Annotated in this window: 17 protein-coding genes and 1 tRNA gene; 11 read left to right on the top strand and 7 right to left on the bottom strand. The window is 63.1% G+C overall.

All coding sequences use genetic code 11. The features are described 5' to 3' along the window. Positions 1-153: 153 nt before the first annotated feature. Together I6F37_RS01715 and I6F37_RS01710 are read right to left on the bottom strand one after the other, a co-directional pair. Complete coding sequence (locus I6F37_RS01715; protein ID WP_036010447.1) at positions 154-1155, bottom strand: tripartite tricarboxylate transporter substrate binding protein; 1002 nt, start codon at positions 1153-1155, stop codon at positions 154-156. 216 nt (positions 1156-1371) lie between these two features. Beyond that, positions 1372-1857, bottom strand: coding sequence for an outer membrane protein assembly factor BamE (locus tag I6F37_RS01710; protein ID WP_036010444.1), 486 nt, complete (start codon positions 1855-1857; stop codon positions 1372-1374). Positions 1858-1955: 98 nt separating this feature from the next. Between I6F37_RS01710 and I6F37_RS01705 the strand changes: the two genes are divergently transcribed. The 9 genes from I6F37_RS01705 to I6F37_RS01665 all read left to right on the top strand — a co-directional run bounded on the left by I6F37_RS01705 (position 1956) and on the right by I6F37_RS01665 (position 8392). Beyond that, on the top strand, positions 1956-2507 hold the full coding sequence (locus I6F37_RS01705) for a ubiquinol-cytochrome C chaperone family protein (protein ID WP_225150116.1): 552 nt from the start codon (positions 1956-1958) through the stop codon (positions 2505-2507). Beyond that, positions 2504-3067: a DUF177 domain-containing protein gene (locus I6F37_RS01700; protein WP_225150115.1), complete on the top strand. Its 564-nt coding sequence runs from the start codon at positions 2504-2506 to the stop codon at positions 3065-3067. Before I6F37_RS01705 ends, I6F37_RS01700 begins: the two co-directional genes overlap by 4 nt. A gap of 299 nt (positions 3068-3366) precedes the next feature. Beyond that, positions 3367-4428: a phosphate acyltransferase PlsX gene (gene plsX / locus I6F37_RS01695; protein ID WP_225150114.1), complete on the top strand. Its 1062-nt coding sequence runs from the start codon at positions 3367-3369 to the stop codon at positions 4426-4428. Next, positions 4425-5405, top strand: coding sequence for a beta-ketoacyl-ACP synthase III (locus I6F37_RS01690; protein WP_036025462.1), 981 nt, complete (start codon positions 4425-4427; stop codon positions 5403-5405). Before plsX ends, I6F37_RS01690 begins: the two co-directional genes overlap by 4 nt. 132 nt (positions 5406-5537) lie before the next feature. Beyond that, positions 5538-5879, top strand: a complete 342-nt coding sequence (locus I6F37_RS01685) for an integration host factor subunit alpha (RefSeq protein WP_225140090.1) — start codon at positions 5538-5540, stop codon at positions 5877-5879. Between the two features lie 24 nt (positions 5880-5903). After that, entirely contained in the window at positions 5904-6479 is a 576-nt protein-coding gene (locus I6F37_RS01680) for a MerR family transcriptional regulator (protein ID WP_225150113.1), read from the top strand. Positions 6480-6587: 108 nt separating this feature from the next. Continuing rightward, positions 6588-6665: transfer RNA gene (locus I6F37_RS01675), tRNA-Pro, on the top strand. Positions 6666-6827: 162 nt separating this feature from the next. Continuing rightward, positions 6828-7703 (top strand): outer membrane protein, encoded by an 876-nt coding sequence (locus I6F37_RS01670; protein ID WP_197424475.1) that lies wholly within the window; start codon positions 6828-6830, stop codon positions 7701-7703. A gap of 197 nt (positions 7704-7900) precedes the next feature. Continuing rightward, a complete protein-coding gene (locus tag I6F37_RS01665; RefSeq protein ID WP_225150112.1) occupies positions 7901-8392 on the top strand; it encodes a DUF421 domain-containing protein in 492 nt (163 codons plus the stop codon). Between the two features lie 248 nt (positions 8393-8640). Here I6F37_RS01665 and I6F37_RS01660 read toward each other — a convergent pair whose 3' ends face one another. The 4 genes from I6F37_RS01660 to I6F37_RS01645 form a co-directional block, all read right to left on the bottom strand. Then, positions 8641-9147 carry a septal ring lytic transglycosylase RlpA family protein gene (locus I6F37_RS01660; RefSeq protein WP_036010404.1) on the bottom strand — a complete coding sequence of 169 codons (507 nt, stop codon included), beginning with the start codon at positions 9145-9147 and terminating at the stop codon, positions 8641-8643. A 343-nt stretch (positions 9148-9490) separates the two neighbouring features. Then, the gene (locus tag I6F37_RS01655) at positions 9491-9853 is read right to left on the bottom strand and encodes a hypothetical protein (RefSeq protein WP_225150111.1); all 363 of its coding nucleotides are present in this window, start codon (positions 9851-9853) and stop codon (positions 9491-9493) included. Beyond that, the gene (locus tag I6F37_RS01650) at positions 9850-11103 is read right to left on the bottom strand and encodes an OpgC domain-containing protein (protein ID WP_225150109.1); all 1254 of its coding nucleotides are present in this window, start codon (positions 11101-11103) and stop codon (positions 9850-9852) included. The genes I6F37_RS01655 and I6F37_RS01650 overlap by 4 nt, the downstream gene beginning before the upstream one ends. Before the next feature lie 365 nt (positions 11104-11468). Next, positions 11469-12089 carry a TetR/AcrR family transcriptional regulator gene (locus I6F37_RS01645; RefSeq protein ID WP_225150107.1) on the bottom strand — a complete coding sequence of 207 codons (621 nt, stop codon included), beginning with the start codon at positions 12087-12089 and terminating at the stop codon, positions 11469-11471. Between the two features lie 121 nt (positions 12090-12210). Here I6F37_RS01645 and I6F37_RS01640 point away from each other — a divergent pair, with 121 nt between their 5' ends. Then, positions 12211-13182, top strand: a complete 972-nt coding sequence (locus I6F37_RS01640) for an alpha/beta fold hydrolase (protein WP_225150106.1) — start codon at positions 12211-12213, stop codon at positions 13180-13182. Between the two features lie 145 nt (positions 13183-13327). Here I6F37_RS01640 and I6F37_RS01635 read toward each other — a convergent pair whose 3' ends face one another. Beyond that, positions 13328-13567, bottom strand: a complete 240-nt coding sequence (locus I6F37_RS01635; RefSeq protein ID WP_025036674.1) for a hypothetical protein — start codon at positions 13565-13567, stop codon at positions 13328-13330. A 408-nt stretch (positions 13568-13975) separates the two neighbouring features. Here I6F37_RS01635 and I6F37_RS01630 point away from each other — a divergent pair, with 408 nt between their 5' ends. Beyond that, entirely contained in the window at positions 13976-14947 is a 972-nt protein-coding gene (locus tag I6F37_RS01630; protein WP_036010412.1) for an SDR family oxidoreductase, read from the top strand. The last annotated feature ends 220 nt before the right edge of the window (positions 14948-15167 follow it).

Raw genomic sequence — 15167 nt, 5'->3', positions numbered from 1 at the left:
AAACCCCGCGGCGTGAGCCGCGGGGTTTTTGATTTGGCGAGGCGGCGCTCTCCCGACGTCATTGCGAGGAGCTCTTGCGACGAAGCAATCCAGCATCGTTCCGCAGAGACAGCCTGGATTGCTTCGCTTCTCTCGCAATGACGTGAGAGAGACCTACTGCACGTCCATCTGCAGGCCTTCCTTCTGGATGATGCCGGCGAACTTCTTCGTCTCGGCGTCCACGAAGGCGGCGAACTGCTCGGGCGTGCCGTAGTCGGCGCGGGCGCCCATGGCGGCGATCTGCTTCTTGACGTCCTCGCGCTCCAGCATCGCCTTGACCTGGAGATTGAGCGCGCCCAGCACCTCGGGCGAAGCGCCCTTCGGCAGGAAGACCGCGAACCAGGAGGACACGTCGAAATTCGCCAGCTCCGGCGCGCTCTCGCGCATGGTCGGCAGGTCTTTGGCGAGGTCGCTGCGCTCGGGCGTGGTGACGCAGAGACCGTTGAGCGTGCCGCTCTGCACCTGAGGCAGGGTCGGATAGAGATTGTCGAACAGGATCTGGATGTCGCCGGCAAGGGCGGCCTGGAGCGCGGGGCCGGCGCCGCGGAACGGGATGTGCGTCATCTTCAGGCCGGTGAGCTGGAGAAACCAGGCGCCGGTGAGGTGGGGGCTCTGGCCGACGCCGGAGGAGGCGTAGCTGAGCTTGTCCGGATTGGCCTTCAGATACGCGATCAGCTCGGGAATCGTTTTGATGCCGGTCTTCGGATGCGCCGAGACGATGTTCGGAATCCGGATCATGTTCGAGACCGGCTGAAGCTGGTCCGGCTTGTAGCTGAGGTTCTTGAAGATGCTGTAGGCGATCGCGTTCGGGCCGGGGTTGCCGACCAGGATGGTGTGACCATCCGGCTTGGCGCGCACGGCCTCGGCGGTGCCGATCGTGCCGCCGCCGCCGGAGCGGTTTTCCACCACAGTCGACTGACCCCAGGCGGTTTGCAGATGCGCGGCCAGGAGGCGGCCCATCACGTCCGTCGAGCCGCCGGCCGCGGCCGGCACGATGAGACGAACGTTTTCAGTGGGCTTCCAGTCGGCAAGGCTCGATCGCGGTAGAATCGCTGCGGCCGAAAGGCCGGCAGCACCGGCGAGCACACGACGGCGGGACAACAAAGGCTTATGCACGAATCCACTCCTGCTTTTTGCTTTGCGGGAACCGTAGGGAACGGCACGTGCGACCGCAAGTCGCGCGCGACGACAAGTGCCGCGCAGAGAGCGGCACGACGACGCAGGCGTAAGCCCATATACCTTGCGATGGAATTAAGCGGCTTCAGGAGCCTCGTTCGACGCGCATTTTCGACGCGAAGCGACAAGCCGCTTCGATCGAATCCTTCGACGGCCTCAGTTGAAGCTGAGCAGCTTGAACAGCGGGGTAAGGTAGCTCATCTCCTGACCCGACGTCGGCGTGGTGCGGCTGATGAAGTCGAAGATCTTGCCGTCCTGGAGACCGTAATTCGCAAGCCGGCGCACGCGCCGGGTCTTGTCGAAATAGACTGCGATGACACGCTGATCGACCACCTTCTGGTTCATGAAGGCGACCGGGCGCTCCGAGCGCTGCGAGATGTAGTAGAACACTTCACCGTCGAGGGTCGCGACCGTCGAAGGCGTGCCCATCACGATCAGCACCTGATCCTGGCTCGCGCCGATCGGAATCTGCTCGAGCGCGCCGGGCGGCAGGATGTAGCCTTTCTGGAACTGCTCGCCGGTGCAAGCTGCAAGGGCCACGCCGATCACGGCGGTGGCCGCGAGCATGCGCAGGCCGCGCCAACAGGCATGAAGGCCGCGCCGCATGTCCGCGCGCAGGCTGATCTGGTTCGTTGTCGTCATAGCGGAACTGATTCCGTCCCCTTGCGTCGCGCGAGGCGCTGAAGTACCGGGCTGGGCGTCTGAATGCAACTCGCGCGCGCCCGCTTGCGGAAACCACAATGCTTTGGCCGTTCAATCACTTCAGGAAACCCCGGCGAACCCCGCCTGGCACCATTGAGGCCATCTATGGCATGATCGTGACGCAGGCGCGAGAACCCCTGTTTTACCGGGTCTTGGGTGTGCCCGATACGGTTAACGGGCGTTTCGACCTGTTGCTGCTGCATCTCTGGCTGCTGCTGCGCCGTCTGCGCGCGGTTCAGGGCGCCGCGGAGCTGTCGCAGGCGCTGTTCGACCGCTTCTGCGAGGACATGGACGACAATCTGCGCGAGATGGGGGTGGGCGACCAGACCGTGCCGAAGCGGATGCGGGCCTTCGGCGAGGCATTCTACGGCCGCGTCCAGGCCTACGACCAGGCGATGGAAGCCGGCGGCGAGGCGCTGGCAGCGGCGATCTGCAAGAATATCTTGAATGGGACCGGCTTCGACCAGGCGGAGCGGCTCGCGGCCTATGCGAGGGCCAGCGAGGCCGATCTTGGCCGGACCGACGAGGCCGCGCTGCTGCGCGCGTCCTTCAAGTTTCCCCGGGCGCCGTCAGAGGATGTCACGCCATGAGCCGACCAGATACCGAGCGCGATCCCTGGCGGGCGCCCGTCATCGTTGCGCAAATCCCGGACGGCGGGTTGCATCGCGAGCTCGAGGCCTCAGTGGCCGAGCGGCAGGCGATGGCGGAGGTCGCGGGCTTGCGCGAGATCCTGTCCGCCCATGCCAGCTTCGATGTCGTGCCGAAAAGCGGCGGGCGGGTCCAGGTCACGGGCGTGGTTCGTGGCCGGATCGGCCAGACCTGCGTCGTCACGCTGGATCCGATCGAGAGCGAGATCGAGGAGGAGGTGGACCTGATGTTCGCCCCCGAGGCCGAGGCGCGCCGCCTGGCCGATCTGATCGAGGAGGGGCAGGACGACGAGGCGCCGCCCGAGGTTGCCGACCGGCCCGAGCCGATCACGGGCGGCATCATCGACCTCGGCCGGCTCGCCACCGACGTCCTGTTCCTGGCGATCGATCCCTATCCGCGCAAGGAGGGGGCCGTGTTCGAGGCGGAGGTCACCGCTCCCGGCCCCGAAGACCATCCCTTCGCCGTGCTGAAGGCATTGCAGGACAAGAAGAAGGGCCAATGAGGGGCATTTTGGCTCGCGGCTGCCTTGCCAGGGGACGCGAGCCATTTGCCCTGATGGTTTGAGACAGCTGTTTATCTGTCTGATTTCAATGGATTTCTCGCGAAATCCGCGCCCGGCGGCCGGATTGCCCCGAATGCAAAAGGCTGGGGGCAAGAGGTTGTTTCGGGGGTACAAAACGCTATTGTCGCGCCCCGGTCCGGGTGCGGCGTGGCGCTTGGCCGGCCGCCGTACCGGTGGCGTACCCATTTTGCGGCCCCGCTGATCCCAAGACCGCACCAGACCAGGTTTCCAGGACTTACATGCCAAGCAAGGTTCGCATCGCGCTGGACGCCATGGGGGGCGATGTCGGCCCCGCCGTGGTCATTCCGGGCGCCGCCATCTCGCTTGGCCGGCATCGCGACACCGAGTTCCTGCTGGTCGGCGACCGCGCCAGGATCGAGCCCGAGCTCGACCAGCACCCGAAGCTGAAGGCCGCCTCCAAGATCGTCCATACCGACGTCGCCGTCAGCATGAAGGACAAGCCGAGCCAGGCGCTGCGGCGCGGCCGCAAGACCTCCTCGATGTGGCTCGCGATCGACGCGGTCAAGAAGGGCGAGGCGGACGTCGCGATCTCCGCCGGCAACACCGGCGCGCTGATGGCGATGGCGCGCTTCCATCTGCGCACCCTGCCGGGCATCGACCGGCCGGCGATCTCGGCGATCTGGCCGACCCTGCGCGGGGAGTCCGTCGTGCTCGACCTCGGCGCCACCCTCGGCGGCGATGCCCACCATCTGGTGTCGATGGCGGTGATGGGCGCGGCCAAGGCGAGCGTGCTGTTCAACAAGACCCGGCCCACGGTCGGGCTGCTCAATATCGGCGCCGAGGAGATCAAGGGCCACGAGGAGATCCGCGAGGCCAGCGAGATCCTGCGGGCGCGGAACCTGCCGGAGCTCGACTATATCGGTTTCGTCGAGGGCGACGGCATTGGCAAGGGGCTCGCCGACGTGATCGTCACCGAAGGCTTCAGCGGCAACATCGCGCTGAAGGCGGCCGAGGGAACCGCACGGCAGATGGCGGAATTGCTTCGTCACGAGATGCAGCGGAGCTGGATGTCCAAGCTCGGCTACCTCTTCGCGCGCAGCGCCTTCCAGGCCCTGCGCGACAAAATGGACCCCAACAAGTCCAATGGTGGCGTGCTGCTGGGACTGAACGGGGTGGTGGTCAAGAGCCACGGCGGAACCAACGCCGAAGGCTTTGCCTATGCGATCGATGTTGGCTATGAGATGGCTCACTACGATCTCCTGAACAAGATCAATCAGATGCTCAACCGCGAGGGTGGTGCACTCAAATTCGTGCAGCCCGCGCCGGAGGATGTTTCGTGACTCAGATTCGTTCGGTCGTGCTGGGCTGCGGCTCTTATCTGCCGGAGCAGGTGGTGACCAACGCCCAATTGGCGGCGCGCATCGATACCTCCGACGAGTGGATCGTGCAGCGCACCGGCATTCGCGAGCGGCACATCGCGGCCGAGGGCGAGTTCACCTCGCACCTCGCCATCAAGGCGGCACAGGCGGCGCTCCGCGATGCCGGCGTTGACGCGCAATCGATCGAGCTGATCGTGCTGGCGACCTCGACGCCCGACAACACCTTCCCCGCGACCGCCGTCGCCGTGCAGCACGGCCTCGGCATCAATCATGGCGCGGCCTTCGATCTGCAGGCAGTGTGCTCGGGCTTCGTGTTCGCGCTCGCCACCGCCGACAATTTCCTGCGCACCGGGGCCTACAAGCGCGCGCTGGTGATCGGCGCGGAGACCTTCTCGCGCATCCTCGACTGGAACGATCGCGGCACCTGTGTGCTGTTCGGCGACGGCGCCGGCGCCGTGGTGCTGGAGGCGCAGGAGCAGCCCGGCAATGCCGCGACCGATCGCGGCATCGTCACCACTCACTTACGATCCGACGGCCGCCACAAGGCAAAGCTGTTCGTGGACGGCGGGCCGTCCTCGACCCAGACCGTCGGCCATCTGCGCATGGAGGGCCGCGAGGTCTTCAAGCACGCGGTCGGCATGATCACCGACGTCATCGTCGATGCCTTTGCGGCGACAGGGCTCAATGCCGACGGCATCGACTGGTTCGTGCCGCACCAGGCCAACAAGCGAATCATCGACGCTTCCGCGCACAAGCTGCACATCGCGCCGGAAAAGGTGGTGCTGACGGTGGACCGTCACGGCAACACCTCGGCGGCCTCCATCCCGCTGGCGCTCTCGGTGGCGCGCAAGGACGGCCGCATCAAGAAGGGCGACATGGTCCTGCTGGAGGCCATGGGTGGCGGCTTTACCTGGGGCTCCGCGCTGGTGCGCTGGTAAGCCACACCGATAAAATTTTGCCGGAATCACCGCCGATTATCGCGACGTCTGCATTGATGTGCGGTGTTGACCGCCGTATCGTAAGCTCATAATTTCAGACAAGAATTGTTCGCCGTGAGGTGGGGCAGGGCGATGAGCGAGACCAGCAAAACCGTAACGCGTGTCGATCTGTGCGAAGCCGTCTACCAGAAGGTGGGCCTGTCGCGCACGGAATCGTCTGCCTTCGTGGAACTCGTGCTGAAGGAGATCACCGACTGCCTGGAGAAGGGCGAGACGGTGAAATTGTCCTCGTTCGGCTCCTTCATGGTGCGCAAGAAGGGCCAGCGCATCGGCCGCAACCCGAAGACCGGCACCGAGGTGCCGATCTCGCCGCGCCGCGTCATGGTGTTCAAGCCGTCGGCGATCCTGAAGCAGCGGATCAACGCCCAGCACCGCACCAACGGGGACGCCACCCCGGCTCAAGAAGAGGCGTAACCGCCTTTCGGAAAGGACTGGCCTTTGGACAAGGCGCCGGATGCGTTCCGAACCATCAGCGAAGTAGCGCAGGAACTCGACATTCCGCAGCACGTGCTGCGGTTCTGGGAGACCCGCTTCTCCCAGATCAAGCCGATGAAGCGCAGCGGCGGCCGCCGCTATTATCGCCCCGACGACGTCGACCTGCTCAAAGGCATCCGCCGGCTGCTCTACGGCGAAGGCTATACCATCCGCGGGGTGCAGCGGATCCTGAAAGAGCACGGCGTCAAATCGGTGCAGGGCCTCGCCGACAGCGCGGCCACGGTCTCCTTTGGCGCCATCGAGGACGCGATCGGCGCGAGCCTGATGGAGCCCGAGGACGAGGCCCCCATCAAGGGCATCACCGACACCGACGATGACGACTATCAGGGCGATGAAGAGGAAGGCATTGACTTCCGCTTCACCGAGGTCGACGACGAGGAGATCCTCACCACCTTCCGCAAAGGCGGCGCCGCCGTGCCCGCCGGCCCCAGCGCGCTCGACCGCGAGCGGCTGGAGCGGGTCCTCGGCGACCTCATCGCCTGCCGCGAGATGCTGGATCAGGCCCTGAAGGAGGGCTAGGGCGGTCCCCGGCTTTGCGGGGCAGTTCCGGGAGCTTTGGGCGGATACACCAAAATGCTGCGGCCTCGCCTTGCGCAAAGCGGCGATCCTAGCTAATGGAACGGCATTCGGAGCGTGGCGCAGCCCGGTTAGCGCACTAGTCTGGGAGACTAGGGGTCGGAGGTTCAAATCCTCTCGCTCCGACCAAATTCCTCAAGAACGGAATTCCTTTCCGGGCCGTCGGTTGACCGCGGGCCGGCCGTTTGCGGTTGATTTGCAACGTTCCGCAGGTGTTGCCCTCGCGTCACAGCATCCAGCGTCAACATGATTTAAGAATTTGGGCACTTTGGAATCGCGGAGGGGCGTCCCGTGAGAAGAGCACTGGCTGCTGTAGCAGTCTTGGCGAGTGTCGCTTCGGGGGCGGAAGCTGCTGACCAAAGCCCTGCAATTTTCACGAAAGCGCGCACGGCTGACTCCAGCCCAAGCTGGACGGGATTTTATGCTGGCGGCAACGTTGGCGGCGCATGGGCAGACCGGTCCGTCAATTTTACGAGTGACGCGGCCTCCGCTTTCATCTTCAATCCTGGAGTTCCGATTCTGCCTCCGTTTGCGGGGCAGGTTGCTCCCAGCCCTCACGATTTTTCGATGAGTGGTGTAACGGGAGGCTTGCAAGCCGGCTACAATTGGCAACTCGATAGCAAGTGGTTAGTCGGCGTAGAAGCTGACTTGAGCGGATCCAGCTTGCGCGGCGGCGGTCGTGAAACAACGCCGATTCTACCCCCAGCCTTCACACAGACCATCTCGGCTGAGCAAAAGATCGACTGGTGGGGGAGCGTTCGTGGGCGTCTGGGGGCGCTGGTCACGCCTAGCGTTCTTCTGTATGGGACCGGCGGCTTTGCTTTTGGTCGAGTAGCGACATTTGACGACTACATCGTGAACGGACCGGGGGGCGCTTTGAGCGTCTCCGTCACCGGCACTTCATTCAGCTGTACGATCGGATCGACTTGCTTCACGGGGAACGATTCCCGCATTCAGACTGGCTGGACGGTCGGCGGAGGCGGTGAATGGCGCTTTGCGCCTGGTTGGAGCTTCAAGGCCGAATATCTCTACGTTGACCTCGGCAAATCGTCAGTGACGGCCAACGCACTCGCAACGGGCATTGGTCCGAACTTGTCCAGATACACCGCAAATTTCGGCCGGGCAGATTTCCACGTCGCCCGAGTCGGCGTGAACTATCATTTTTGACCTTTTGAGCAGATCGTGCCCTAAGGGCCCACCGACCTCAAATACCCGCGTCGTCTCGCCCAACAGCGTCCGCAACCATCTCCGTGCCATCACGCCAGTACGGTTCAGCCTTCCAGAAGACGCTACGATCAGCCGCCTCATGGCGGACCATCGATACGTGGTATCAGGACGCTTCCATTTAGGTGCGAGGGCAACACATGTTTCAGCTATCGTGGAACGAGATCTTCGTCCCGACGCATTCCATCATGGAAATGGTCGTGCGGGGCACCATCATGTACCTCGGCGTCTTCACCCTGATGCGCTTCGTTTTGAAGCGACAAACCGGCGGGCTCAGCATCCCCGATCTGCTTCTCGTCGTGCTGCTGGCGGACGCGGCGCAGAATGGCATGGCGGGTGAATACCACTCGATCACAGAAGGTATCGTGCTCGTTGCCACCATCATTTTCTGGAATCTTGCCATCGACTGGATCGGGTATCACGTGCCTTTCGTGGAGCGGCTTGCTCACCCGGCGCCGCTCCTCCTCATCAAAGACGGGCAGGTCCTCCGCCGCCACATGCGGCAGGAGCTGGTGACAATGGATGAGTTGATGAGCAAACTTCGCGAGGAGGGCATAGCGAGCCCCGCGGACGTGATAGAGGCCTATATCGAGGGCGACGGCAATATCAGCGTGAAAAAGAAGGAAGCCTGACGGCCTTGGTCTGCCCGCCGACATGTCGGCGTTGCGCAGCATCGGCGATAGACTACTTGTTATCCTGCGAGGTTTCCGCAGGCTTCCCAAAGGGCACATTCGCTGAGGTTGCGCCACCTACCTCAACTACCCGCCATCCGCGTGGTTTCGCCCACCCGCGTCCGCTCCATCGCCGCGGCGAGTACTTGAGGGGTCATATCCACAAGCGCGTCGGGTTTACAATATCACCGCCCTTCAAAGGTCATCCGCTACAACACCTCGGCACGAACCTGAGCTACGCCGCGATTCGTAATCCCCAAGCTGCGCGCGGCAGCGAGCGAGAGATCGAGGACGCGGCCACGAATGAACGGGCCTCTGTCGTTGATGGTGACGATGACGCTGCTTCCTCCATGGGTCACGCGGACCTTGGTGCCGAACGGCAGGCTGCGATGCGCCGCCGTGAGGTGATTCCGATTGAATGTCGAACCGCTCGCTGTCTTGCCTTTGGAATATGAATAATAGGAGGCCTTTCCCGAAAAGACTCGATTGAAAGATCGCATGCCCGAGCGATCAGCCGATGGCTCTTGTGCGGTTGGAGGTGGCGCCTCAATCTGATCCTTCTTCGGCTGTTCGGGTCCAGCAGGCGCCGGCTCTGCCTGAGCCTTCGGAATGATGGACCACCGGTCATGGAAATCCTGTGCTGCAGCGCCGTTCGCGTTCAATCCGATCCAAGCAGGGACTGTCGCAATCGCCGCCATTCTGACGAGAAGATGCATTGTCGGCCTCGTGAACGATTGAAGATCAAGCCGACAATGCAAGCTCAGAGGTCGCGTTCCTCAAGACGCGCAAAACGGTGATGACATACCGACATCGCGGAGCAAGAGCGTGCCGGACTGAGGTTGACCACGCTCCGGCTCTCCCTGACCTTAAAGAATAATGATTTAATTTGTCGAAATTAAATATGCTTAAATATTTAAATTGACGAGGCGAGTTACCGCGCGACGACTGACGCGGTCGCGTCCCGGCGGAGGATGAGTCGCGCAAATACGATCAGCTTTGGACGCGGGCAGTGCGATCGTCATCAGGCCAGATGCGAAGCTCAAGAAGCATCGTGCGGAGCTAGATCGCAAGTGCCCTGGCTTGTCGCCCACCCAGCTCAAATACCCCACCACCATCCTTGTCGTCTCGTCCACCAGCACCTTCACCATTTTCTCCGACAGCATCTCGGCTGCGTTCAGCGCCGTGTTGTGCGCGATGGCTTCGATCGTGCTCACGCAACGCTGCGAGCGCGGGGTCGAGCTTGCGCATCTCCTTCCGGTGACGTTCGAGATAGGCGCGCACGAGGGCGTGGATTTCGTGGCTGTAGGCCTCGACCTCGGCGAGGTGGCCGGAGCGGGGGATCTGCTCGGCGAGGACGCGGTGCAGATTCGGGTCGATGGAATGGGCCTCGATCGCGATCTTGACGGCCGGCGCGGTTGTCAAACTTCCCTTAACGGCTGCTGCTGCGTACCCGTCCCGCAAGCGACCTGCGGCACCGTTCCGGCGGCGCGCACTACAAGATGCTCGAGGGGGCCGGTGCTTTCCGGCGCCCTCTTTCCATCCACCGGACTCTCATGTGAAGGTTTCTCTACTCGCTTTGACCAGGATCTGTAGTAGGCAACCGCCGTCATGATCGCGATTCCCGCAGCTCCGACGAGCAGTTGAGCGAGGATGCCGTTCCCTGCCAACTGCAGGATGAAGTACCCGATGAAGGCCAGGAGAATGCCCACACAGAACACTTCGAGGGACTGCTGGCCGCACTTTACCAGGGGGCGCAAGATGGTGGCTTGTAGCCCGCGCGCATCGATCGGTATGAACCGGGCACCAAGGATAATCAGTACCATCAAATGAAGATAGCGGTAGGGCGCCAGATTGGTCTTGTCGTTGGGATTGAAAAGCTCGAACAAGGCAGGCGCAAACAAGGTCCGGAGCCGAGGCTGGTGAGCAGCTAACGTCATGATCGCCGCAAAAATCAAATAGGCAACCGCAACAACCAGCACGAACCTGGACCGCAGCAAGAAATGCAGACGCCCCGCACCGGTCAACGCGAGCCATGCGCCCGTAACAAACAGAAGCTGCCACGCCAGCGGATTGAAGTACCAGCTTCCCGACGGATAGGAAGGCAGGTTCCAATGGAATTGCCGCGCAGCCAGATATAACAGCACCGACCCGATCATGGCGGCGTCGGGAAATCTCAACATCAACCAGAGGATCGGAGGAAACAGGCCCATCAAGACGACGTACAGCGGCAGCACGTCCAAATTCAGAGGCTTGTATCGCAGCAAAAGCCCCTGCGTCATCATCTCGATCGGCGCGCTGGTGACCGGTCCGGCGTTGAACAGATCGATCAGATCAGGCGCGTTGAACCTCTCCGACAGGAAATGGATGAAAGCCAGGTAGATCATGAATAGCACGATATGGGCGGTGTAGATTTGCCATACGCGCCTGAAGAGCCTGCTCGTTCCGAACACAAAGCCTCGCTCCATTTTTCGGGTATAAACGAGCGCCGAGGTGTAGCCGGAGATGAACACGAACAGGTCGGCCCCGTCGCTGAATCCATAATTTCGGAACGAACACCACACCAGCACTGTGCCGGGCACATGGCCGAGAAACATCGCCCAGTTGGCGAGGCCGCGAAACAGGTCGAGACGCAAATCACGTTGCGGTGGTGGCAGCGCAAGCGCGAGCTTCATTCTGCTTTCCGTCGTGTCACGATTCACGATCGATGTCCGCGCCCCGGCACTCCGCCGGGATCGCTCACGCTAGATGGCAGGCAATACAACACCCATACGACAATGTTGGCGCGCTGAGGCCAGCGGGATATTGACCTGAGTCAAGCGGCCCGCCGAGAGCCCCGGTACTATGCATGGTAACTTGGTCCCGAACAAACGCGTGCGCTTTGTGTCATCGGGCCTGGCGAAGTGGGCGCTTCCTCGATCCGTCGTGTTCGGACATTACGGTGACAGTGCTGGACTGCATTCTGGCGCCTCTCAGGGCGCAGGACGCTGCCTCATCCAAATGGGCGCGCTGTCGCCGATTTCCGTAATCTCAGGCTCCGCTACCTCAAATACCCCACCACCATCCGCGTCGTCTCGTCCACCAGCACCTTCACCATCTTCTCCGACAGCATCTCTCCGTTCAGCACCGTGTTGTGCGCGATGGCTTCGATCGCGCTCACGCACATGAATGCTGCGAGCGCGGGATCGATCTTGCGCATCTCCCTGCGGTGGCGTTCGAGATAGGTGCGCACGAGGGCGTGGATTTCGTGGCTGTAGGCTTCGACTTCCGCGAGGTGACCGGAGCGGGGGATCTGCTCGGCGAGGACGCGATGCAGGTTCGGGTCGATGTGATGGGCCTCGATCGCGACGGTGACGAGGCGGTGCACGGCCATCTCGATCGGCAGGTCGGCGACCTCCGCGAAGGCGGCGCGGACGACATTCATGATCGCATCATTGTGGCGATCGATCACGGCGGCGACGAGTGCCTCCTTGCTGGGAAAATATTGGTAGAGCGAGCCGACGCTGACGCCGGCGATCTCGGCGATGCGGTTGGTACTGGCCTTCTCGAAGCCTTCCTTGACCAGAATGCGAGCAGTTGCCTCGACCAGCGCGTCGACGGTGGCACGGGATCGCTCCTGCGAGGCATTTTTCCGGGGTGTTGTGGACGGTTTGCGGGCCACGGACTTGTGATCTGAATGCGAGTAGGAAAAGCGAGTCAATGCTCGCATTATATCGACCAATGGCGGCGGGTCGGCAACCCTCTTCGTCGCCGGGTCGAAACAGCCGGATGGGGATGTGGCGATGAGCGTTGCGAGACTTGTATCGGCCTTCCAATTCTGTCCGGGCGGCTGCGTATTCGGCGCGCGGGCGCCGCGCGATCCAGCACCAAGCCTGCAAAGCCGGGCCCTCAACCTGCTGCTGCGGCAGCTTCCCTACAAGCAGCAGCTCGCATCCGCCGAGGCGGTGCTGGCGCGTGTGCAGAAGCTGGCGCTGGCGCCGGCCTCTCACGAGCCGATCGGGGTCGGCAACGTCGAGGTGACGCTGACCAAGATGGGCGGCTGGCCGGTCTACTACACCGAGCCGGCGTCAGGCCACGAGGGCTGCAACTACGTCATGTTCCTGCATGGCGGCGGCTACATCAACGAGATCGCGCCGGCGCATTGGCGCTTCATCGGTGAGATGACGCGCAAGGCGCGAATCTGCTGCGTCGTGCCGATCTACCCGCTGGCGCCGCGGGCGACCGCCAAGGACGTCGTGCCGGCGACGGCCGAGCTGCTGCGCATGCTGCTGGAAGACGCTGGCGATGCAAAAGTGACGGTCGTCGGCAATTCGGCCGGCGCTGGGCTTGCGCTCGCCGCCTGCCAATGGCTGCGCGATCGCGGTCATCGGCAGCCGAGCCGGTTGCTGCTGATCTCGCCCGCGGCCGATGCCTCGGTCGGCCGTCCGGAGCAGGTTGCGATCGCGGCGCGCGATCCGATCCAGGATATTCCGGGCATCGTCGAGGCCGCGCGGCTCTATGCCGGCGAGCTCGAAGTCGGCCATCCCTTCGTCAGCCCGCTCAACGGCGGCTTCCACGCGCTCGCACCGATGACGATCTTTTCGGGCACCCGCGATCTTCTCTATCCCGACAGCGTCGATCTTGCCGCAAGGGCGAGGGCGGTGGGCGTGCCGGTCGAGCTGCATCTATTGCGCGAGCAGCCGCACAACTTCGCGCTGATGCCGACGCCGGAAGGACGGCGGGCACGCGCGATCATCTTGCGTGAAGTGGCTTAGAGGGGGCGTGATCATTGTCACAGAGCGCTGCCGTGATCGGTCTGGCGCTGTGTCCGCGCGGAGGGAATAAGCGGCCCCCGGGCGTTTCCTCTTGGATTGAACGTTCTGGTATCCGTGGTCTCGGTACCAGTGGTTTTGCGGGGCCTTAGGCGTGGCCCTTGATCTCATAGTGACCCGGCACGCATTTGTAGCGCTCGAGGCGCCAGTTCGCGTGATAGATCGGATGCTCACCCATCCACTTCGCGAGAGGCGCTTGTGCGCCGATCGCGCACTGCATCAGCGAAATTTCGGGTGTCATGTTGCTGTCGGTCACGATTTCCTCGACGCAACTGCCTGAGCTGGCTGCGCCCAGCCGGCAAAGCACGGCAACGACGGTCACGAACATTCCTATCACCTCGTTGGTTGTTTCTGACCACGAAGAGGATGCAAGCGGAGTGCCAGAGCCTGTGACACGCAAACAACACGCTGGCCTGGCCGACTCAATCCAGCGTCCACCCCCATTTGGCGATTCGGATTGTAGAAAAATTGCCATTAACCCGAAGCCGGACAAATACGGGGAACCCGCTGGAAAATACTCAGGAATGATCGATTATCCGGGCCGTGTCGCCTATGAGCCACTTCACAAGGCCCGCGCGCAACATCGCGCGTAGTCCGCCCGCCGAAATTACCGAAGGCGAAGAGGGCAGCGCACGGCTTTTACCCGCGGATGTCGCGCTGCTACAGTTTTGCGCGCGCCGCGGTCAGCGGCGCCGTGACCAAGAAACACACCGACAAGGGGAGGGACCGAAGTCCCATGAAGGATTTTGCTGGAAAGATCGCAGTCATCACCGGCGGCGGCACGGGCATGGGGCGCGAGCTCGCGCGGCAGCTCGTGGCCGAGGGCTGCAACGTCGCCATGTGCGACGTCTCGGAGGCCGCGATGGCCGAGACCAAGCGGCTGTGCGAGGCCGAGAAGCTGCCGCAGGGGCTGCGCGTCACGACGCACGTCGCCGACGTCGCGATCGAGGACCATCTGAAGCGTTTTCGCGATGAGCTCGCCGAGCAGCAGCAGACCGACAGGATCCATCTGTTGTTCAACAATGCCGGCATTGGCGGCGGCGGCAGCCTGTTCACCAACACCCGCGAGCAATGGGAGCGCACCTTCAACATCTGCTGGGGCGGCGTCTATCTCGGCGTGCGCACCTTCCTGCCGATGCTGGTGGCCGCGGACGAAGCCCACATCGTCAACACCGCCAGCGTCAACGGCTTCTGGGCCTCGATCGGCATGAACCAGGCGCACACCGCCTACAGTGCGGCCAAATTCGCAGTGAAGGGATTCACCGAAGCGCTGATCAACGATTTGCGCCTGCATGCGCCGCACGTCAAATGCTCGGTGGTGATGCCCGGCCATATCGGCACCTCGATCGTCTCCAACTCGCGCAAGGTGCAGAGCGCCGACGGCTCGGAGCGGCTCAATGCCGATGAGGTCGCGCTGACCCGCAAGCGCATGGTCGCGGCCGGCGTGCCGGATGCCGACGGGATGTCGGACGAGGACATCCAGGCGGCGTTCGCCGAGCGCGCCCGCAGCTTCCTGGAGGATGCGCCGACGACGGCGGCAGAAGCCGCCAAGATCATCCTCGACGGGGTCAAGGCGGAGCGGTGGCGCATTCTGGTCGGCGAGGACGCCAAGCTTCTCGACGAGCGCGTGCGCGCCGCGCCGGAGCAGGCCTATGACCGCGCCTTCTTCGAAAGTTTTACGCAGGAGGTCGGCTGGCGGCTTGGTTGAGGCCGCTGCCGGGGCGCCCACCCATCGCACCCGAGGAGGCACGTCAGCGCCGTCTCGAAGGAGAGGCGTGCGCGCACGCCGCCGCCAGGGGTCATATTCGTTAGCGCGCCAACGAGGCGCGCTAATATGGCTATGATGGTCGTCATGGCAAGAGATGCTCGGACAATTCTATGTGTCAGCTGCTGCCAATGTTCGTCGCGCACTATGAGCTGTTGGAATG

This window comes from Bradyrhizobium sp. NBAIM08 (assembly GCF_020193935.1).
Lineage (GTDB): Bacteria > Pseudomonadota > Alphaproteobacteria > Rhizobiales > Xanthobacteraceae > Bradyrhizobium > Bradyrhizobium yuanmingense.
The sequence above is the reverse complement of the archived record's forward strand: the minus strand, read 5'-3'. Positions and strand labels throughout refer to the sequence as shown.